We start from the raw sequence: 20489 nt of genomic DNA, 5'->3' as shown, positions 1-20489 counted from the left end.
CGTGCCGCGTGCGAGGGCGACGACCGCCGGGGCTACGCCTGCGCGACCAGCAGCGGCACGACCATCTCCGCGGGCGTGAGCGACCCGTGCACGCCCGGCATCTCGCGGGCGCCGGACGGGTGCAGGCGCGAGTCGACGACCGTCGCCGCCCCGCGCGCCGCGACCAGGACGTCGCCCACCGCGGGCAGCACGTGGTCGGCCACGGGACCCAGCCATCCGGCCGCGACCGCGTCGTCGCGCAGCACGACGAGGGCGTCGTCCCCGAGCACCGCGGCCCAGCGGTCCGCGACGTCCCGCGGGTCGGCACCGGGAGCGACGTACACGTGGCCGGCGCGCGGCTCCCCGCCGAGGAGGGCGACGTCGCGCGCGAGCTCCGGCCGGGCGGCGACGTCGTGCTGGTGGGACAGGTCCGCCGTCACCTGACCGTGGTCGGCCGTGACGACGACGAGCGTGCCCTTCGGGACGGAGCGCACCAGGCGGCGCAGCTCGGAGTCCGTCTCCTCGAGGGCGTCGCCCCACTGCCACGACTGCGGACCGTGCTGGTGGCCCGCCTTGTCGACGGCACCGTGGTAGAGGTACACGAGGCCGGGCTCGCGCAGCTCGCGCACCGTGGTGCCCACCTGGGCGTCGAGCCCCTCGGCGGCCGCGTAGCGCGGGCCGCGCAGCGCCGCGCGCGTCATCCCGGAGCCCGCGAACCGCGCGGGCCCGGGCGAGGTGACGCGCACCCCGTGCCGCACGAGCGTCTCGAGCACCGTGGGCTCGCGCTGCACGTCCTCGGGCTCGGCACGCATGGGCCCGGAGAGCTTGGTACGCCGGTACGGGTCCGACTGCTCGGTCCAGGACACGGTGGTGGCGAGGCCGCCCGTGGCGGGGTTGCGCTGCGTGTAGCCCAGGAGCCCGGTGCGGCCCGGGGCCGTGCCCGTGCCGAACGTCGCGAGCGCCGCCGCCGTCGTCGAGGGGAAGCTCGACAGCACCGACCGGCCGTCCGCGGCCAGCGAGCGCAGGAACGGGGCGTGCCCGCCACGCTCGGCGAGGTTGGCCAGGCCCAGGCCGTCGACGAGGACGACGACCACCCGGCGGACGCCGGAAGGCAGCCCGAGCGCGTCGCGGCAGTCCGCCGACCGCAGCCCGGTCGCGGTCGTGAGATCCGCCCCGAGGGCGCCCGCGACAGCGGGCAGCACGGCGGCGAGGGAGCCCGTCCCGTAGGAGGGGGCGAGGAGGCCGTCCGGCAGCGCGAGGGTCGCCGTCATCGGGCGGCGCGCCCGCCCGTCCCGGTCGCCGCCGACAGGGAGCGCGAGAACGCGATCGCGCGGCGCAGGGCGTCCCGACCCTCCGCGGCACCGCTGACGCGCACGACGACGTCGTCGGGCGTGAGCTGGCCGGTGAGCCCGTGGTCGGCCTCGCAGTTCGGGTCCGGGCACTGCACGGGCTCGAGGTCGACGCGGGAGACGGCGCCCCAGCCGATGGCGAGCGTGAGCTCGGACGCGCTGTCCCCGGGGCGGTGCTCCGCCGGCTCGGCGACGATGTGCGTGAGGGCGACCGACCGGATCTCGCTCAGCGGCACGGCCTCCGTGGTCGCGGCGGCTGACGACGGGTGGGCGGCGTCGCCCTCGTGGTCGTCGACGTGCGCGGTGACGAGGCGGGTGGGCGTGAGGGCCAGCACGGTGAGGTGCCGGCGCACGGCGTCGTCGAAGGTGGTCTCGGCCTGGACGAGGTGGGCGAGCACGTCCTCGTCGGCGAGCGCGACGTCGAGGACGTCCTCCACGAGGTCCGGGTAGTACCCGGCCCGGCGCACGTGGGCGGACAGTTCGGTACGGAGGTTCTCGCGGGCGGTGGCATGCGGCACCCGCGCATTCTCCCACCGCCCCGGCGGCCGTGGCCACCGCCGTCCCCAGCCGGTGCCGTCCCCGCGTTCCGGCACGTCAGCCGGGCAGGGCGCGGCGCGGCGCGTCCGCGCGCTGCGCCGCCGACCGCAGCCGGACGACGGCGTGCAGCACGCTCACCCCGACCGAGCCGACGACGACGGGGTACAGCTCCAGCGACGCGAGCTCGGGCAGGTCGTCCGCCAGCACGGACACGCGCGCGAGCACGTCCTCGAGCGCGTCGATGTCCGCCTCAGGGGCGCCGCCGTACCCGAACAGCCGCGGCGCCGCGCGCACCGTGCGCACCATGGCGGCCACGTCGACGTCCGTCAGCGGCGGGATGCCGTAGGCCACGTCGTCGAGGAGGTCCGTCGCGTCGCCCGCGAGGCCGAACGACACCTTCGGGCCGAACAGCGGGTCCTCGCCCGAGCGGATGACGCACGGCACCCCGACGGGTGCCATCGGCTGCACCTCCATGGCGGGCTCGTCCTCCCCCAGGACGTCCAGCGCGACCTGCCGCATGCGCTCGACGTCGGCACGCAGCTCGGCCGCGTCGGCGATGTCCAGGCGCACCCCGCCCAGGTCGGTGCGGTGGCGTAGCGCCGTCGAGGCGGTCTTGAGGGCGACCGGCCAGCCGAGCTCGTCGGCCGCCGCGACGGCCTCGTCCGCCGTGCGCACGGTCCGCGAGCGCCAGAGCCGCACGCCGTAGCAGTCGAGCAGCTCCGCCGTCTCGTCCTGCGTGAGCGCCCGCCCCTCGCCGCCCTCGGCGTCGGCGAGCCAGCGCTCGACGAGCTTGCGCGCCCGCCGCGCGTCCATGCCCTCGGGCCGCACGTGGGTGCCGCGGTCCTCCGTGCGCCAGCGCGCGTACGTCACGACCTTGCCGAGCGCCGTCACCGCGTCCTCCGGCGTGGAGAACGCGGGGATCCGCACGGGCGTGCCGTCTGGGCCCGTGGCCGCGAGCTCGTCGGGCAGGCCGCTGAGGCCGAGCATCGACGCGACGGTGGTGCGCCCGGTCCGCGCGGCGGCCTCGGCGACGGCGCGCGCCACGGCCCCGGTGCGCGGCACGACGACGGGCACGTCGACGGCGACGACGACGTCGCACGCCCCGGGCGCGTAGAGCGCACCGGTCACCTGCGCGATCTGCTCGTCGGTGGCGTCCGGCGGCAGGAAGTCGGAGGACGCCGCGACGACGAGGCCCGCGGCGGCCGCGGCCTCGGCCACGAGGGCCGCGAGCGCGGCGGACGACGCGAGGATGCCCACCCGGCCGCCGGTCGGCAGCGGCTGGTGCGCGAGCACCTGCGCGACGTCCATGAGCTGGTGGGTGTTCTCGGCCCGGATCACGCCGGACTGCCGCAGCATCTCGTCGAGCAGGCGACGCGGCGCCCGCGTGGCGCGCACGGCGTGCCCCGGGGGCACGACCTGGCCCGACCGGCCCGCCACGACCACGACGACGGGCTTGACCCCGGCCAGCCGGCGCGCGATCCGGGAGAACTTGCGGGGGTTGCCGATGGACTCGAGGTAGAGGCAGACGACGGCGGTGCGCGCGTCGTCCTGCCAGTACTGCATGAGGTCGTTGCCCGACACGTCGGCGCGATGCCCCGCGGACAGCAGCGCCGAGACGCCCAGGCCGCGCCGCTCGAGCGTCCGCGTGAGCGTGACGGCGGCGGGCGCCGACTGGCAGAACATGCCGACCACGCCGGCCCGGGGCGTCCGTTCCGCGAGGCTCGCGTGCAGCCGCGCGCCCGGCGTCGTGGTGAGCAGGCCGAACGACGCGGGGCCGATCACCCGCATCCCGCCCGCGTGCGCGGCGCGCACCAGCTCGCGCTGCCGGGCCAGGCCGTCCGGCCCGGTCTCCGCGTACCCGGCGGCCAGCACGACGACGCCGCGCGCGCCGCGACCGGCCAGGCGCCGCACCGCGTCGACGGCGGCGTCCGGCGGCACCGCCAGGAGCGCGAGGTCGACGCCGTCGTCGCGCGCGTCCCCGTCGCTCGCCTCGTCGCCGGCCTTGAGCGCGTCGTCCCACGACCCGGCGACCGCGAGCCCCGGGGCGTCCGGGACCGGACCGGGGGCGCCGAGCACCGTGAGCCGGGTGTCCCCCGGGTCGGTCGCCGCGGCGTCGACGACGCGCTGCGCGAGGTGGTGCTCCGGCGTCGCTCCGCCGGGCCCCGCAGGGCCGGGCCCGACGAGCAGGACCCGGCGGGCGGACAGCAGCGCCTGCATCGAGCGCGCCTCCGCGCGGTGCTCGCGGTCCGCCATCACCTCGCGGGAGCGCTCCGTGGGGTCGAGGTCGAAGGCCACCGTGACCACGCCGTCGTCGAGGTGCTGGCTCACCGCGTACCCGGCGTCGCGGAAGACGGCGAGCATCGACGAGTTCTGCGGCAGCACGTCCGCGGTGAAGCGCCGCACCCCGCGCTCGCGCGCCGCCGCGGCGACGTGCTCGAGGAGCACCGAGCCGAGGCCCTTGCCCTGCATCGCGTCGGCGATGTTGAAGGCCACCTCCGCCTCCGTGGGCGTGACCTTGTCGTACCGGGCGACGCCGAGCACGTCCTCGCGCGGGCGGCCCGCGTCGTCGGCGCCGGGCCGCACCGCGACCAGGGCCACCCGGTCGCGCTGGTCGAGGTGGGTGAGGCGGTTCAGCTCGCGGTCCGTCAGCCGGCGCACCGGCGCGAAGAAGCGGAAGTACGCGGACCGCTCGGACTGCGCCTCCTGGAAGCGCTGGATCGCGTCGGCGTCGTCGGGCCGCAGGGGGCGCACGTGCATGGTCGTGCCGTCGCGCAGCACGACGTCGGCCTCCCACGCGACCGGGTACCCAGGGTCCGGCCGAGCGTCCTGCCCAGCCGCCGGCCGGGCGTCCGGAGTGTCGGGTGCGTCCACCCGTGCAGGCTATCCGGGCCCTGTGACGCGGGCGCGTCGCCGCGCCTGCGCGGCCCTGTGGGCGCCGGCGACTAGAGTCTGGTGCCGTCCGCGAGGGACGCCCGACCGCGAACCCCGCCGGCCGTCCCGCCGAGCCGTCCATCGAACTCAGGAGCCGCACCGCATGGCGCGCAAGAGCAGCAGCGCACCCGCCACCGACGAGCCGTTCGACGAGAAGATCGTCGACATCGACGTCGCGGCGGAGATGGAGACGTCGTTCCTCGAGTACGCGTACTCCGTCATCTACTCGCGCGCCCTGCCGGACGCCCGCGACGGCCTCAAGCCGGTGCACCGCCGGATCCTCTACATGATGTCCGACATGGGCCTGCGGCCCGACCGCGCGCACGTGAAGTCGTCGCGCGTGGTCGGCGAGGTCATGGGCAAGCTGCACCCGCACGGTGACACCGCGATCTACGACGCGCTGGTCCGCCTCGCGCAGGACTTCTCGATGCGCCTGCCGCTGGTCGACGGTCACGGGAACTTCGGCTCCCTCGACGACGGCCCGGCCGCTCCGCGGTACACCGAGGCCCGGCTCGCCCCGCCGTCGATGGCGATGACCGCGGGGCTCGACGAGGACGTCGTCGACTTCGTCCCGAACTACGACAACAAGCTCACGCAGCCCGCGGTGCTGCCGTCCGCGGTGCCGAACCTGCTGGTCAACGGCTCGTCCGGCATCGCGGTCGGCATGGCGACGAACATGGCGCCGCACAACCTCGTCGAGGTCGTGGCCGCCGCCCAGCACCTCATCACCAACCCCGACGCGACGCTCGACGACGTCATGCGCTTCGTGCCCGGCCCCGACCTGCCCTCGGGCGGCAAGATCGTCGGGCTCGACGGCGTGCGCGACGCCTACCGCACGGGGCGCGGCACGTTCCGCACGCGCGCGACGGCGCGCGTCGAGAACGTCACGCCCCGCCGCAAGGGCATCGTGGTCACCGAGCTGCCCTACGGCGTCGGCCCGGAGAAGGTGATCGAGAAGATCGCCGACGGCGTGAAGGCCAAGAAGATCCAGGGCGTCACCAACGTCCAGGACCTCACCGACCGCACCCACGGGCTGCGCCTGGTCGTCGAGGTGAAGACCGGCTTCGACCCCGACGCCGTGCTCGAGCAGCTGTACCGCACCACCCCGCTCGAGGACTCGTTCGGCATCAACAACGTGGCCCTCGTCGACGGGCAGCCGCGCACGCTCGGCCTCCTCGAGCTGCTGCGGGTGTGGGTGGCCCACCGGATCGACGTCGTGCGCCGCCGCTCGACCTTCCGGCTCGCCAAGCGGCAGGAGCGCCTGCACCTGGTCGAGGGCCTGCTGCTGGCCATCGTCGACATCGACGAGGTCATCCAGGTCATCCGCACCTCCGACGACGCGGGCGCCGCGCGCGAGCGCCTCATGAGCGTCTTCGACCTCTCGGAGCCCCAGGCCACGTACATCCTCGACCTCCAGCTGCGCCGCCTCACCAAGTTCTCCCGCATCGAGCTGGAGAAGGAGCAGTCGGAGCTGGAGCGCGAGATCGCCGAGCTCCAGGAGATCCTCGCCGACGACGCGCGCCTGCGCGCCGTCGTCAGCGCCGAGATGGGCGAGGTCGCCTCGACCTACGGCACCCCGCGCCGCACCGTGCTGCTCGACTCGGCCGGCGGCGCCACCGCCCCGGCGGCGACGAACGGCCGCAGCAAGGCGCCGGCCATCAGCCTGGAGATCGCGGACTCCCCCACCCGGGCGCTCCTGTCGGCCACCGGGCTGCTGGCCCGCACCTCGGGCGAGGCCGCGGACGCGCCCCTCGAGCGCGCCGGGCGCCGGCACGCCCACGACGCGATGCGCGGGGACGTCGCCACCACGACGCGCGGCGACGTCGGTCTCGTGACGTCCGCGGGCCGTCTCCTGCGGGTGTCCGCGCTCGACCTTCCCGCGCTCCCCCCGGTCGACGGCCCGCCGTCCCTCTCGGGCGGGATCCCGGTGAGCGAGCTGGTCGCGCTCGCGCCCGGCGAGACCGCCCTGGCCGTGGTCTCGCTGGACGACGACGCGCCCACCCTGGCCCTCGGCACCGCGAACGGCGTCGTCAAGCGCGTCGCCGCGGGCGACGTGCCCGCGAACCGCGAGGAGTGGGACGTCATCGCCCTCAAGGACGGCGACCGCGTGGTCGGTGCGAGCCCGGTCGGCGAGGACGACGAGCTCGTCTTCGTCGCCTCCGACGCGAGCCTGCTGCACTTCGACGCCTCCGCGGTGCGCCCGCAGGGCCGGGCCGCGGCCGGCATGGCGGGCATCCGCCTCGGTGCGGGCCAGCAGGTCGTCTTCTTCGGCGTCGCGAGGGCCGCGACCCGCGACCTGCACACGGTCGTCACGGTGGCGGGGACGTCGGGCGCGCTGCCCGGCACGGGCGGCGGCTCTGCGAAGGTCACGCCGTACGAGCTGTACCCCGGCAAGGGGCGCGGCACCGGCGGGGTGCGCGCGCACCGCTTCCTCAAGGGCGAGGACGGCCTCGTCCTGGCCTGGGTGGGCGAAGGGCCCGCCCGCGCCGTGGGCGGCGCCGGTCAGCCGGCCGAGCTGCCGGAGAGCACCGACCGCCGCGACGGTTCGGGCCAGCCGCTGCCCGCGCCCGTCGCCGCGATCGGCTGACGGCCGGGCATGAGCGCGGGCCCCGTCGCCGAGCCGGACGACGTACCCGTCCTCGTGGTCGTGACGGGCCGCCCCGGCACGGGCAAGACCACGCTGGCGCGGCGTCTCGCCCGGGCGCTGCGCGCCGCCTACGTGCGGGTCGACGCGATCGAGGCGGCGCTCGGCACCGGCGACGCCCGCTCCGCCGGACCCGAGGGCCACGCGGTCGCGCACCTGCTCGCCCGGTCCAACCTCGAGCTCGGCGGCGACGTCGTGGTGGACGCCGTCTGCCCGGTGCCGGAGTCCCGGTCGGCCTGGGCCGACACCGCGCGGGCCGCCGGGGCACGCCCCGTCGTGCTCGAGACCGTGCTCGCGGACGCCGCCGAGCACCGCCGCCGCGTCGAGGCCCGGCGGCCCGACCTCCCGGGCCAGCGTGTGCCGACCTGGCAGGACGTCGCGCTGGGCGGGTACGCGTCCTGGGACGAGGCCCGCGACGGTGTGCGCACCCCGGTCGCGACCACCTCGTCCGACGACGCGTTCACGACCGCGCTCCGTGCCGTCGGCCCCCGCGGCCGCGCCCGCCCGGTCCGCTAGCGGTCGACTGCGGCGACGATCGCCGTGCCCAGGTCGGCAGGGCGCGAGAACATCGGCCAGTGGCCCGTGGGCAGGTCGACGATCTCGTAGTCGTGCAGGCGCGCCAGCTCGGCCACGAACGGGTGGCCCTCGGCCATCAGGCCCCGCAGCACCTCGCCGGGCATCTCGCAGGCGATCACCGTCGTCGGGACGTCGAGCCGGCGCGCGTCGTCGCCGAGGTGGTGGCCCTCGCGGACCGTCCCGCCGGGCTGCGGCACGGCACGGTCCCGGAACCGTGCGCGGACCTCGTCGTCGAGCCCGACGAGGTCCTGCTCCTCGAACTCGCTCCATGCGGGCAGCTCGTGGTCGACGACGTCGGCCGGGAGGTCGGCATTCACGGCCTGGCCCTCGGCGAACGGCCCCGAGTCGACGTACACCACGCGGGCGACCCGGTCCGGACGCCGGTCGGAGGCCGCGTACACGAGCCCTCCGCCGGCGGAGTGCCCCACGAGCGCGACGGGCGCGTCGCCCGGGACGGCGTCGATCGCGGCGACCACGGTGTCCACGTGGTCCGCCAGGCGGATGCCGGAGCGGTCGGCGTCCACCGATTCCAGTCCCGGCAGGGTGACGGCGTGGGGCGTGTGGCCCGCCGCCGCGAGCACCGGGACGACGTCGTCCCAGGCCGATCCGTCGAGCCAGAACCCGGGTACGAGGATGATGTCCATGTCCCGAGATTAGGCGTGACCTCCGACACGTCGGCTGCTTCACTGCCGCCATGCCCGACCTCGACCTGCCGGACCTCGACCTCCCCGACCTCCACCTGCCCGACGGCTACGTCTTCACCACCGCCCCCGAGCGGATCGACGCCGACCGGGTGCACGAGCTGCTCGCTGCGCACGCGTACTGGGCCGCCGGCCGTTCCCGCGAGCAGCAGCGCGCCGCCATGGCGGGGTCCCGGAGCTACGGCGTCCTCGCCGCGACGGGCGACCTCGCCGCCTACGCCCGCCTGGTCACGGACGGCGCGACGTTCGGCTGGCTCGCGGACGTGATCGTCGACCCCGCGCACCGGGGGCACGGGCTGGGCCGCGCCGTCGTCGCGGGCGCGCTGGCCGACGTCGAGTCCCTCGGGCTGAAGCGGGTCCTGCTGCGCGCGTCCGACCAGGGCCGGCGCATCTACGAGCGCGCCGGCTTCATGCCCGTCCCCGAGCCCGACAGCTGGCTGCAGCTGCAGGCGAGCACCCCGGCCACCAGGAGCGCCTGACCCGCGACGTAGGTGAGCATCACCCAGAAGCCGGAGGCGGGCGGGTCGAACCAGCCGGTGAAGGCGCCCAGCGCGATCATGGCGTCCGACGCCAGGAAGACGACGCCGCCGGCGCCGGCCAGCGGGTGCACGCCCGTGGCGAGCACCGCCATCGCCACCAGGCAGACCCCGTAGACGACCACGGCGGCCAGCAGCGGCCCGGGCGCACCCGGGGCGCAGGCCACGACGAGCGCCACGGCCGCGAGGACGTAGGGCGCGAGGAGCGCCGGCCGGCGCACGACGCTCGCCCGCCGGGTCGGCCAGAACGCGACGACGTAGGCACCCTGGGCGAGCAGGAAGAAGCCCACCATGACGAGGAACGCGGCATCACCCTCGAACGCCGCGGGAGCCGTGTCCCCCAGCCAGGACAGGCCGAGGGCCACGGCGACCAGGCGCACCAGCCGCGAGCGCGGTGCGGGCGCGGCGCACCAGAGCGTCACGGCGAGCAGGGGCATCAGGCAGACCTGGGTGACGCGCGCCCAGGTGCTGGCCTCGGCCACCTGGGCCACGAGGTGCAGCACGGTGAGCATCGCCAGCGCGACGGCGGCCGCGCGGGAGGTGACGGTGGGCAGGAGCCGCTGCGGCGGCGCCGGGAGCAGCCCGGGATGAACGACGTCGGTCACGCGGGGCAGCCTAGGGCCCCGGGACGTCAGTCCGAAACCCGCCGTCGGGTGAGACCCGTCCGCCGGTCAGAGCTCGATCGTCACCAGGCGCGAGCCGTGCCGCTCGGTGTACCCCAGGCTCGCGTACAGGCCGTGGGCGCCGCTCGGGTTCTGGGTGTCGACGTCGAGCGCGGCGACCGCCATGCCGTCGGCGGCGAACGCCCGCATGCCGGCGGCGAGCAGCGCGACGGCGACCTTGCGGCCGCGGTAGGCGCGGCGCACGCCGAGGATCTCCGTGTAGCCGAACGGGTGGCCGCGCACCGCGAAGTCCGCCGTGAACCGGGCCGCGACGTGGTAGCCGACGACGAGCGGCTCACCCGCCCGCAGCGCGGCCGCCGTCTCGCCGTCGGTGCGCGGGTCGGCCAGGAGGGCGGCGACGTCCGGCGCAGGGTCCACGACCACGAACGACCACTCGGGGGCGTAGGTCGAGCGCCCGCTCCGCCACTGCTCCGGGGTCTGCGGCTCGCTGCCCCAGTGGTCGCGGAACGCGTCGTTGTGGGCCAGGCGGGCGGGCTCGTCGAGGTCGTCGGCGAGCGGCACGAGCCGGAGCCCGTCGTCGAGCGCGACATCGGGCACGGGGTGCGCGTCGAGGTCGCGCAGGTCGCGCTCGAGGTCGGAGTAGAAGCGGCGCGGCGTGAAGCCCGCACGCTCGTACAGCCGCACCTTCGGGGCCGGGGCCGTGTCCTCGAGGAACCCCCCGATCCGGCCGGGGACGCTCGCGCCGGAGGCGGCGAGCATCTGGCGGGCCCGTGCCTCCTGCCAGGCGAACAGCTCCCGGCCGATGCCCTCCCCGCGGCGGTCGGGGTGCACGGCCCCCCACAGGAACGCCCGCACCCGGCTGGTGTCGCCGGGCATGGTCTCGACGTAGCCGTAGGCGCGCAGCAGACCGTCGGCGTCGAGCCCCACGACCGAGTCGGTCGCGAGCCGGCGCCACGGTGCGTCGAGGATCTCGAGCAGCTCGTCCAGCGTTTCCCGGTACGGCTCGCGGTCCGCCTCCGCGACCGTGTTGCGCAGGTCGAGCAGGGCGCCGGCGTCGTCGCGGGTCGCGGGGCGCCAGGTCAGCCCGCCGGCCGTGAGCGGCGGCAGGACGGACGGGGCGCCAGCGCGCTCCGCGAGGGGCGCGAGCGGGGCGGGGGCAGGGGTCGCCATGGGCCACACGGTAGGCACCGCCGGGGCCCCCCGCACGGCCTTTTCGTCCGCCGGCGCTTGTCCGGGGCGGCGGCCGTGTGGCACGGTGCACCGTCCTGACCTGCACCGACCGCAACGGAGCGTGCGATGACCGAGACCGTCCCCGCCGTGTACGAGCTCCTCGACCCGCGGTTCGCCGCCGTGCGCGGCGACAGCCGCCTCGAGCGCCTCTGGACCGGCGCGCGCTGGACCGAGGGACCGCTGTACGTCCCCGCGGGCCGCTACCTGCTGTTCAGCGACATCCCCAACGACCGGGTGCTGCGCTGGGACGAGACGGACGGCTCGGTGAGCGTCTTCGACTCCCCCGCCGGTTACGCCAACGGGCGCACGATCGACCGGCAGGGCCGCGTCGTCACGTGCCAACAGGGTCCGCGGCGCGTGGTGCGCACGGAGCACGACGGGTCCATGACGGTCCTCGCCGACCGGTGGCAGGGACGGCGCCTCAACAGCCCCAACGACGTCGTCGTGTCGGCCGACGACGCGGTCTGGTTCACCGACCCTCCGTACGGGATCACGAGCGACTACGAGGGCGAGCACGCGGAGCCGGAGATCGACGGCTGCCACGTCTACCGGGTCGACCCGCGCACGGGCGAGGTGGCCGCCGTCGCGACGGACCTCGAGCGCCCCAACGGACTGGCGTTCTCCGTCGACGGGCAGCGGCTGTACGTCGCGGACACGCAACGCCGGCACCTGCGGGCCTTCGACGTCGACGGCGGACGACTCACGGGCGGGGACGTCCTCGCCGAGCTCGACGGCGGGCCGGACGGCGTGCGCGTCGACACGGCGGGCCGCGTCTGGGTGGCCGCCGGGGAGGCCCTGCACGTCCTCGACCCCGACGGCACGCTCCTCGGGCGGCTCCACCTGCCCGAGGAGGTCTCGAACCTCGCCTTCGGCGGCCGCAAGCGCAACCGCCTCTTCGTCACGGCGTCCACGTCGGTGTACTCGATCCTGCTCACCGTGAACGGCGCTCCGCTGCTCTGAGCCGGGCCCGCGGGGCCCGCTCGCGACGGTGGACGCGCCGTCCGAGCGGCGCCGCGCGCCGTTACGCTGCACGGGTGACGACCACGCTCGACCCCGCCGCCGCCGACGCCCGCTCCACCGCCCTGCGCGAGGCCCTGCGCACGCGCGTCGTGGTGGCCGACGGGGCCATGGGCACGATGATCCAGGCCGCGGACCCCACCCTCGAGGACTACGAGGGGCACGAGGGCTGCAACGAGATCCTCAACGTGTCGCGGCCCGACATCATCCGCGCCGTGCACGACGAGTACCTCGAGGTGGGCGTCGACGCGATCGAGACCAACACCTTCGGCGCCAACTGGTCGAACCTGTCCGACTACGGCATCGACGACCGGATCCGCGAGCTCGCCCGGGCGGGCGCCGCCCTGGCCCGCGGGCGCGCGGACGCCTTCGCCACCGCCGACCACCCGCGCTGGGTGCTCGGCTCGATGGGCCCGGGCACCAAGCTGCCGAGCCTCGGCCACACCACGTACGCGCACCTGCGCACGACGTTCGCCGAGCAGGCGGCCGGGCTCCTCGAGGGCGGCGCGGACGCGCTGCTGGTGGAGACCAGCCAGGACCTGCTGCAGGCGAAGGCGGCGGTCACGGGCTGCCACGACGCGATCGCGGAGGTCGGCCGCGACGTGCCGGTCATCGTCTCCGTCACCGTCGAGACCACCGGCACCATGCTCATGGGCTCGGAGATCGGCGCGGCGCTCACCACGCTGCAGGCGATCGGCGTCGACGCGATCGGCCTGAACTGCGCCACCGGCCCGGACCAGATGAGCGAGCACCTGCGCCACCTCGCGCGGCACTCCGAGGTGCCGGTCACCTGCATGCCCAACGCGGGCCTGCCGGAGCTCGGACCTCACGGCGCCGTCTACCCGCTGACGCCGCAGGAGCTCGCCGCCGCGCACACGCAGTTCGTGCAGGAGTTCGCGCTCGGCCTGGTCGGCGGGTGCTGCGGCACGACGCCCGAGCACATGCGCCAGGTGGTCGAGGCCGTGCGGGGCCGGGAGCTGCCCGCCCGGGACCCACAGCGCGAGAACGGCGTCGCGTCCCTCTACTCCCACACCGACCTGCGCCAGGACACGTCGTACCTGGCGATCGGCGAGCGCACCAACGCCAACGGCTCCAAGGCGTTCCGTGAGGCGATGCTCGAGGGCCGCTGGGACGACGTCGTCGACATCGCGCGCGCCCAGACGCGCGACGGCGCGCACCTGCTGGACGTCTGCATCGACTACGTGGGGCGCGACGGCGTGGCGGACGTGCGCGAGGTCGTCTCGCGGCTGGCGTCGGCCTCCACGCTGCCGCTGGTGATCGACTCGACCGAGCCGGCCGTGCTGCAGGCAGGGCTCGAGCTGCTCGGCGGGCGCGGCGTCGTGAACTCGGTGAACTTCGAGGACGGCGACGGCCCGGGCTCCCGCTACGCGAAGATCATGCCGCTCGTGCAGGAGCACGGGGCCGCCGTCGTCGCGCTGACCATCGACGAGGAGGGCCAGGCGCGCACCAAGGACGGCAAGGTCGCGATCGCCACCCGCCTCGTCGAGCAGCTCACGGGCGACTGGGGCATGCGGGTGGACGACATCATCGTCGACGCCCTGACCTTCCCCATCGCGACGGGCCAGGAGGAGACGCGGCGCGACGCCATCGAGACGATCGAGGCGATCCGCGAGATCACCACCCGCTTCCCCGGCGTGCACACCACGCTCGGCGTCTCCAACGTGTCGTTCGGCCTGAACCCGGCCGCACGCACGGTGCTGAACTCGGTGTTCCTGCACGAGGCGACGCAGGCGGGCCTGGACTCCGCCATCGTGCACGCGGCGAAGATCCTGCCGCGCAACGCCATCCCCGACGAGCAGTGGGAGGCGGCGGAGGACCTGGTGTGGGACCGGCGCCGCTACGACGACGAGGGCAACCTCGTCCACGACCCGCTGGCGCACCTGCTCGAGCTGTTCTCGGGGGTCGACGCCACCGCCCTGCGCGACCAGCGCGCCGCCGAGCTCGCCGCGCTGCCCGTCGGCGAACGGCTCGAACGCCGCATCGTCGACGGCGCGCGCAAGGGCCTGGAGGAGGACGTCGACGAGGCGCTCGCCGACGGCATGAAGGCCCTCGACATCGTCAACACCCACCTGCTGGGCGGCATGAAGGTCGTGGGCGAGCTGTTCGGCTCCGGCCAGATGCAGCTGCCGTTCGTGCTCCAGTCCGCCGAGGTGATGAAGACCGCGGTGGCGCTGCTCGAGCCGCACATGGAGAAGGTCGAGGGCGGCGAGGACCGCTCCAAGGGGACGGTCGTGCTGGCCACCGTGCGCGGGGACGTGCACGACATCGGCAAGAACCTCGTCGACATCATCCTCACCAACAACGGCTACACGGTCGTGAACATCGGCATCAAGCAGCCGGTCAGCGCGATGATCGAGGCCGCCGAGGAGCACGACGCCGACGTCATCGGGATGTCCGGCCTGCTCGTGAAGTCGACGGTCGTGATGAAGGAGAACCTCGCGGAGCTGGTCTCCCGCGGGCTGGAGAAGCGCTGGCCCGTGCTGCTCGGCGGCGCGGCCCTCACCCGCACGTACGTCGAGGACGACCTCGCCTCCGCGTTCCCCGGCACCGTGCGGTACGCGAAGGACGCGTTCGAGGGGCTGCGGCTCATGGAGCCGCTCGTCGCCATCGCGCGCGGCGCCGACCCGGAGTCCGTGGGCCTGCCCGCGCTCCGCAAGCGCCGGCACGGTGTCGTCACCGTCACCGAGACGGCGCCGGAGGACCTGCCGGCGCGCTCCGACGTCGCCGCCGACAACCCCGTGCCCGAACCCCCGTTCTGGGGCACCCGCGTGGTCAAGGGCGTCCAGCTCGCCGACTACGCGGCGTTCCTCGACGAGCGTGCGACGTTCATGGGCCAGTGGGGGCTCAAGCCCGGTCGAGGCGAGGACGGTGCCTCGTACGAGGAGCTCGTCGAGACCGAGGGCCGGCCACGGCTGGCCGCGTGGCTCGAGCGCGTGCGCACCGACCAGATCATGGACCCGACCGTCGTGTACGGGTACTTCCCCGTGTGGTCCGAGGGCGACGACGTCGTGGTGGCGCACCACGACGGGCCCGACGGCGGCTCCGGGGGCGAGCCGGGCACCGAGCGGCTGCGGTTCCACTTCCCGCGCCAGCGCCGCGACCGGCACCTGTGTCTCGCCGACTTCGTGCGGCCGCGGTCGTTCGCCGAGGAGACCGGCCGGTTCGACGTGCTGCCCGTGCAGCTCGTCACCGTGGGCGACACCGTCTCGGGCCACACCGCGAAGCTCTTCGAGGCGAACGCCTACCGCGAGTACATGGAGCTGCACGGCCTGTCCGTCCAGCTCACCGAGGCGCTCGCCGAGTTCTGGCACTCCCGCGTGCGCGACGAGCTCGGATTCTCCGGCGAGGAGCCCACCGACGTCGAGGGCCTGTTCAAGCTGCAGTACCGCGGCGCCCGGTTCTCCCTCGGCTACCCCGCCTGCCCGGACATGGAGGACCGCCGCAAGGTGGTCGAGCTGCTGCGGCCGGAGCGCGTCGGCGTGACGCTGTCCGACGAGCTGCAGCTCCACCCCGAGCAGTCCACCGACGCGTTCGTCTTCCACCACCCCGAGGCGAAGTACTTCTCCGTGTGAGTCCTGGGGCGTGCTCTGTCGGGTCGACCAGGTTCGACGTCGGGCGCGCAACCAGGGACGATACGAGCATGAGCACGCCGCAGACCGGTCACGACGTCATGCCCGCGGGGCCCCACCAGGCGATCGCCGTGGACCGATACCGCCCCACCGACCGCGACACCCTCTACGACGTGTGCCTGCGCACCGGCGACTCGGGCGAGGACGCCACCGGGCTGTACGCCGACGGCGACCTGCTCGGCCACGTCTACCTCGGCGCGTACCTCGAGCTGGAGCCCGACCTGGCGCGCGTCCTGCGGCGGGAGGACGGCACGCCCCTCGGGTACTGCGTGGCCACGGCGAGCACCGCGGACTTCGAGCGCCGCTGCGAGGAGAGCTGGTGGCCGGCGCTGCGGCGGCGGTATGCCGCCCCTGCGGAGGACGACGCGTCGCCGGACGCGCCGCTGCTGCGCGCGATCCACGCGCCGTCGCGCACCACGGCGCCGTGGCTCGACGAGTTCCCCGCGCACCTCCATGTGGACCTGCTGCCCGAGGCGCAGGGCGGCGGCCGCGGACGCCGCGTGCTCGAGGCGGTGCTCGACGCCGTCGCCGCGGCCGGTGCGCCGGGCATCCACCTCGGCGTCGGCGGGCGCAACGTGCGCGCGATCGGCTTCTACGAGCACCTGGGCTTCCGCACGCTGGAGCACCACCCGTGGGGGCTGACCATGGGCATGCGCCTGCCGCGCCGCTGATCCCGGACCGGCGCCGTCGATCGATCGCCGCGGGCCACAGGCTAGGCGGCCGCGCTCCCTCGCAGGATGGACGTCATCTTCTTGCCCTTGGCGACCTCGTCGACGAGCTTGTCCATCCAGCGGATCTGCTGCATCAGCGGGTCGTCGATGTCCTCGACGCGCACACCGCAGATCACCCCGGTGATGAGTGACGCGTTCGGGTTCATCGCGGGCGCCTGGGCGAAGAACGTCTCCAGGTCCACCTCGTCGGCGACGGCCCGCTCGAGGCCGGCGTCGTCGTAGCCCGTGAGCCAGGTCAGGACGCGGTCGAGGTCATCCGTGCTGCGGTCCTTGCGCTCCACCTTCTGCACGTAGAGCGGGTACACGCTGGCGAAGGGCATCCGCCGGATCCGGTCGGCAGGCATCGGTCGCCTCCTGTCGTGGCGGTCGGGTGTGCTCCCGTCGAGGCTACCGCGCGGCGACCGCGCCGACGCCCGGCACGGACGCCCGCTCGAGCCGTGCCACGAGCGCGACGAGACCCGCGGCGAGCGGCACGAGCACCAGGTTGCCCAGCAGCATCGGGCGCAGGAAGGGCAGCCCGGCGACGTAGCTGGCCAGCAGCCCGTCCAGGCCCGCGGGGTAGAACGTGCCCCGGCCGAGCCACCACACGCCCGCGTTGGTCCACAGGTAGAAGAACAGGGAGCTGCCGACGCCGAAGCCGAGCGCGGCGACGAGGCGTCCCGCGCCACCCCGGGTGCGGCCGGCCCACCAGGCGCCGACGCCGATCACGGCCCAAGCGGTCCACGTGAACACCAGCACCGAGGAGTTCCCGAGCAGGACGTCGCTCACCGCGACCACGACCAACGGCGCGAGCATCGCGAGCCGGTGGCGCAGCAGCCCCGCGGCGGCGAACGCCGCCGCGGTCGAGAGCTCGAGATTCGGCGGCGCGCCGAGATCGGTCTTCACCAGCCGCCAGACGACGGCGCCCGCGACGAGCAGCACGGCCAGCGCGGGCCGCCACCACCGGTGCACGAGCTCGCGGGCGGCCAGCGGAGCCTCCAGGCGCGAGGTCACGGCGGTCACTGCTCGATCTCCTCGAGCTTCCAGGTGATGGTCTGCCCGTCCTTGGTCTCGAGCGAGCCCGCGCCGACCTGGGCCATCTCGTCGTCGACGTACAGGCCCCAGAACTCCGTCTCCGGGTCGGCCCCGCGCCCGCGGATCGCGGTGACGAAGGCGTTCTCGCCCTTGCCCTGGACCTGCGCGTCCGGGTCGTGCTGCTCGAGGAGCTCGAGCGCCGTCTTGCCGTCCTCGCCCGCGTAGGAGAACTCGCTGAGGTTCTCCGCGACCTGCTGCGTCGGGTCGACCGACGCGGTGGCCGTCGCCGACGCGCCGGCGTCGGGCGTGCCCTCACCGGAGCAGCCGGCGAGCAGGCCCGCGGCCAGGGCGGTCGCCGGGAGCAGCGCGAGCAGTCGGGACGATGCCGAACGGGACGCCGAACGGGAGGTCGAGCGGGGGATCTTCACGGCCAGAGGGTACCCATCACCGGGGCGCGCCCGCCGCTCGGGCCGCCATGCGGACGAGGTCAGGCGTCGATCCGCGACTGGTCCAGCGTGCTCGCCCCGGCGACGATGAACTCCTTGCGGGGTGCGACGTCGCTGCCCATGAGCAGCTCGAACACCCGCTCCGCGGCCTCGGCGCCCTCCACCGTGACGCGGCGCAACGTACGGTGCCGCGGGTCCATGGTGGTCTCGGCGAGCTGGTCCGCGTCCATCTCCCCCAGCCCCTTGTACCGCTGGATGTCCTCCTTGTACCGGCGGCCGGCACGGTCGAGCTTCTTCAGCGTCGCGGTGAGCTCGGCCTCCGAGTACGTGTACACGTACTCGTTCTTGCGTCGGCCGCTGCCCAGCACCTCCACCCGGTGCAGCGGCGGGACGGCGGCGAACACGCGGCCCGCCTCGAGCATCGGGCGCATGTAGCGGTAGAAGAGCGTGAGCAGCAGGGTGCGGATGTGCGCGCCGTCGACGTCGGCGTCGGTCATCAGCACGATCTTGCCGTAGCGGGCCGCGTCGAGGTCGAAGGACCGTCCGGAGCCGGCCCCGAGCACCTGGATGATGGCGGCGCACTCCGCGTTGCGGAGCATGTCGCTGATCGACGCCTTCTGGACGTTGAGGATCTTGCCGCGGATCGGCAGCAGCGCCTGGAAGTCGCTCGAGCGCGCCAGCTTGGCCGTGCCGAGGGCGCTGTCGCCCTCGACGATGAACAGCTCGCTGCGGTTCACGTCGTCGCTGCGGCAGTCCGCGAGCTTCGCCGGCAGCGACGACGCCTCGAGGGCGTTCTTGCGCCGCGAGATCTCCTTCTGCTTGCGCGCCGTGACGCGGGCGCGCATCTCGGCCACGACCTTCTCGAGCAGCAGCGCCGACTGCGCCTTCTCGTCCCGCTTGGACGACGTGAGGAGGGCGCCCAGCTCCTTCTCGACGACGCGGGAGACGATCGCCCGCACGGGTGCGGTGCCGAGCACCTCCTTGGTCTGCCCCTCGAACTGCGGCTCCGCGAGGCGGACAGTGACGACCGCGGTGAGGCCCGCGAGGACGTCGTCCTTCTCGATGCGCTCGGCAGCGTCCTTCGTGGAGACCTTCAGTCGCCGCGCGTTCGTCTCGATCTGCTTGCGCACCGTCTTGAGCAGACCCTGCTCGAAGCCGGACAGGTGGGAGCCGCCCTTGGGCGTCGCGATGATGTTGACGAAGGTGCGCACCTCCGTGTCGTAGCCGCCGCCCCAGCGCAGCGCCACGTCCACCTCGCAGTCACGCTGCACCTCCTGCGGGGACATGTGGCCGCGGGAGTCCAGCACCGGCACGGTCTCCGTGAAGTGGCCGCTGCCCTTGAGCTGCCACGTCGACGTGACCGGTGCGTCGGGCGCGAGGAACTCGACGAAGTCGACCGCGCCGCCGTCGTGCTGGAAGACCTCCTCGTGCGGGCCCGACTCCCCCGGCGTGCCCGGCAACCCGCGCTCGTCGCGCACCGTGAGCTTCAGGCCCGGCACCAGGAACGTCGTCTGGCGCGCGCGCGTGACCAGCTCGTCGTAGCTGAACACCGCCGTCTTGGGGAACACCTGCCGGTCGGCCCAGTAGCGCACGCGCGTGCCGGTGACGCCGCGCTTCGCCTTGCCGACGATCGCGAGCTCCGACCCGGACACGAAGGGCTCGAACGGCGACTCCGGCGACGGGCCGGAGGCCGGGTCCCCGAAGACTCCCGGCTCCCCCCGGTGGAACGTCATCCCGTACGTCTTGCCGCTGCGGTCGACCTCGACGTCGAGCCGCGCCGAGAGCGCGTTCACGACCGAGGCGCCCACGCCGTGCAGGCCGCCCGACGCCGTGTACGAGCCGCCACCGAACTTGCCGCCCGCGTGCAGCTTGGTGAAGACCACCTCGACGCCCGTCAGGCCCGTCTTGGGCTCGACGTCCACCGGGATGCCGCGGCCGTCGTCCTCCACCGTCACCGACGAGTCGGCGTGCAGCACGACGCGGATCGCGGTCGCGAAGCCGCCGAGGGCCTCGTCGACCGAGTTGTCGATGATCTCCCACAGGCAGTGCATGAGGCCGCGCGAGTCGGTGGACCCGATGTACATGCCGGGGCGCTTGCGCACCGCCTCGAGGCCCTCGAGGACCGACAGGTGGCGCGCGGTGTACCCGGACTCGGAGGTGGCTGTCACGGGAACGAGGGTAGACGATTCGAACGCCTGTACCGTCGACCCACGCCGCCGGGTGTGCTCCACGCCGCTATGCCCGGAGCGAACCCGGCCCGGGTCGGGGATGCTCCGGGCCACCTGTCTGGTTGGATGGTCATGTGAGCACCACGACGACCGAACCGACCCAGCCGCTGACCGCCGCCGACCGCTGCGACCGCTGCGGCGCCCAGGCGTACGTGCGAGTGGTCCTGCCTGTCGGAGAGCTCCTCTTCTGCGGGCACCACGCACGCGCGCACGCGGACGCCTACCAGGGTGTCGCCGTCCACGTCCAGGACGAGACGGACCGGCTCCACGAGGAGCACGGGGCGCGCTGACCCCGGC

General features: G+C 74.6%; 17 protein-coding genes. 7 read left to right on the top strand and 10 right to left on the bottom strand.

Annotated features, from left to right (window positions below):
• Window positions 1–32 precede the first annotated feature (32 nt).
• The 3 genes from ACFQ8E_RS13575 to ACFQ8E_RS13565 form a co-directional block, all read right to left on the bottom strand.
• On the bottom strand, window positions 33–1250 hold the full coding sequence (locus ACFQ8E_RS13575) for an alkaline phosphatase family protein (protein ID WP_430551090.1): 1218 nt from the start codon (window positions 1248–1250) through the stop codon (window positions 33–35).
• Window positions 1247–1846: a DUF5998 family protein gene (locus ACFQ8E_RS13570; protein ID WP_430551089.1), complete on the bottom strand. Its 600-nt coding sequence runs from the start codon at window positions 1844–1846 to the stop codon at window positions 1247–1249. The genes ACFQ8E_RS13575 and ACFQ8E_RS13570 overlap by 4 nt, the downstream gene beginning before the upstream one ends.
• Before the next feature lie 76 nt (window positions 1847–1922).
• The gene (locus ACFQ8E_RS13565; RefSeq protein WP_430551088.1) at window positions 1923–4736 is read right to left on the bottom strand and encodes a GNAT family N-acetyltransferase; all 2814 of its coding nucleotides are present in this window, start codon (window positions 4734–4736) and stop codon (window positions 1923–1925) included.
• 163 nt (window positions 4737–4899) lie between these two features.
• Here ACFQ8E_RS13565 and ACFQ8E_RS13560 point away from each other — a divergent pair, with 163 nt between their 5' ends.
• Window positions 4900–7383, top strand: coding sequence for a DNA topoisomerase (ATP-hydrolyzing) subunit A (locus ACFQ8E_RS13560; RefSeq protein WP_430551087.1), 2484 nt, complete (start codon window positions 4900–4902; stop codon window positions 7381–7383).
• A gap of 9 nt (window positions 7384–7392) precedes the next feature.
• Complete coding sequence (locus ACFQ8E_RS13555; protein WP_430551086.1) at window positions 7393–7956, top strand: AAA family ATPase; 564 nt, start codon at window positions 7393–7395, stop codon at window positions 7954–7956.
• Here the strand turns inward: ACFQ8E_RS13555 and ACFQ8E_RS13550 are convergent.
• Window positions 7953–8660 carry an alpha/beta fold hydrolase gene (locus tag ACFQ8E_RS13550; protein WP_430551085.1) on the bottom strand — a complete coding sequence of 236 codons (708 nt, stop codon included), beginning with the start codon at window positions 8658–8660 and terminating at the stop codon, window positions 7953–7955. The two genes, ACFQ8E_RS13555 and ACFQ8E_RS13550, sit on opposite strands and share 4 nt — an antisense overlap.
• A gap of 50 nt (window positions 8661–8710) precedes the next feature.
• Between ACFQ8E_RS13550 and ACFQ8E_RS13545 the strand changes: the two genes are divergently transcribed.
• The gene (locus tag ACFQ8E_RS13545; protein ID WP_430551084.1) at window positions 8711–9196 is read left to right on the top strand and encodes a GNAT family N-acetyltransferase; all 486 of its coding nucleotides are present in this window, start codon (window positions 8711–8713) and stop codon (window positions 9194–9196) included.
• Here the strand turns inward: ACFQ8E_RS13545 and ACFQ8E_RS13540 are convergent.
• Both ACFQ8E_RS13540 and ACFQ8E_RS13535 read right to left on the bottom strand, forming a co-directional pair.
• Window positions 9109–9858: a lysoplasmalogenase gene (locus ACFQ8E_RS13540; protein WP_430551083.1), complete on the bottom strand. Its 750-nt coding sequence runs from the start codon at window positions 9856–9858 to the stop codon at window positions 9109–9111. The genes ACFQ8E_RS13545 and ACFQ8E_RS13540 overlap by 88 nt on opposite strands.
• 66 nt (window positions 9859–9924) lie before the next feature.
• Window positions 9925–11046: a GNAT family N-acetyltransferase gene (locus ACFQ8E_RS13535; RefSeq protein WP_430551082.1), complete on the bottom strand. Its 1122-nt coding sequence runs from the start codon at window positions 11044–11046 to the stop codon at window positions 9925–9927.
• 126 nt (window positions 11047–11172) lie between these two features.
• On the opposite strand from ACFQ8E_RS13535, the gene ACFQ8E_RS13530 reads away from it, so the two are divergent.
• From ACFQ8E_RS13530 to ACFQ8E_RS13520, 3 genes are all read left to right on the top strand, one after another.
• On the top strand, window positions 11173–12066 hold the full coding sequence (locus ACFQ8E_RS13530) for an SMP-30/gluconolactonase/LRE family protein (protein WP_430551081.1): 894 nt from the start codon (window positions 11173–11175) through the stop codon (window positions 12064–12066).
• Between the two features lie 74 nt (window positions 12067–12140).
• Window positions 12141–15716: a methionine synthase gene (gene metH, locus ACFQ8E_RS13525; protein ID WP_430551080.1), complete on the top strand. Its 3576-nt coding sequence runs from the start codon at window positions 12141–12143 to the stop codon at window positions 15714–15716.
• A 68-nt stretch (window positions 15717–15784) separates the two neighbouring features.
• The gene (locus ACFQ8E_RS13520; protein ID WP_430551079.1) at window positions 15785–16444 is read left to right on the top strand and encodes a GNAT family N-acetyltransferase; all 660 of its coding nucleotides are present in this window, start codon (window positions 15785–15787) and stop codon (window positions 16442–16444) included.
• Window positions 16445–16485: 41 nt separating this feature from the next.
• On the opposite strand, the gene ACFQ8E_RS13515 is transcribed toward ACFQ8E_RS13520, so the two are convergent.
• The 4 genes from ACFQ8E_RS13515 to ACFQ8E_RS13500 are packed head-to-tail and all read right to left on the bottom strand — an operon-like array spanning window position 16486 to window position 20132.
• Entirely contained in the window at window positions 16486–16848 is a 363-nt protein-coding gene (locus ACFQ8E_RS13515) for a DUF2200 domain-containing protein (RefSeq protein WP_430551078.1), read from the bottom strand.
• A gap of 43 nt (window positions 16849–16891) precedes the next feature.
• Window positions 16892–17506 carry a DUF6580 family putative transport protein gene (locus ACFQ8E_RS13510; RefSeq protein WP_430551077.1) on the bottom strand — a complete coding sequence of 205 codons (615 nt, stop codon included), beginning with the start codon at window positions 17504–17506 and terminating at the stop codon, window positions 16892–16894.
• Window positions 17503–17946: a DUF4430 domain-containing protein gene (locus ACFQ8E_RS13505; RefSeq protein WP_430551076.1), complete on the bottom strand. Its 444-nt coding sequence runs from the start codon at window positions 17944–17946 to the stop codon at window positions 17503–17505. Before ACFQ8E_RS13505 ends, ACFQ8E_RS13510 begins: the two co-directional genes overlap by 4 nt.
• Window positions 17947–18005: 59 nt before the next feature.
• Window positions 18006–20132: a type IIA DNA topoisomerase subunit B gene (locus ACFQ8E_RS13500; RefSeq protein ID WP_430551075.1), complete on the bottom strand. Its 2127-nt coding sequence runs from the start codon at window positions 20130–20132 to the stop codon at window positions 18006–18008.
• 134 nt (window positions 20133–20266) lie between these two features.
• On the opposite strand from ACFQ8E_RS13500, the gene ACFQ8E_RS13495 reads away from it, so the two are divergent.
• Entirely contained in the window at window positions 20267–20482 is a 216-nt protein-coding gene (locus ACFQ8E_RS13495) for a DUF7455 domain-containing protein (protein WP_429729875.1), read from the top strand.
• Window positions 20483–20489: the final 7 nt, after the last annotated feature.

Source organism: Isoptericola sp. NPDC056573, from assembly GCF_042793335.1.
In the GTDB taxonomy this organism is placed as follows: domain Bacteria; phylum Actinomycetota; class Actinomycetes; order Actinomycetales; family Cellulomonadaceae; genus Isoptericola.
This window is presented reverse-complemented; position numbering and strand designations above follow the sequence as displayed.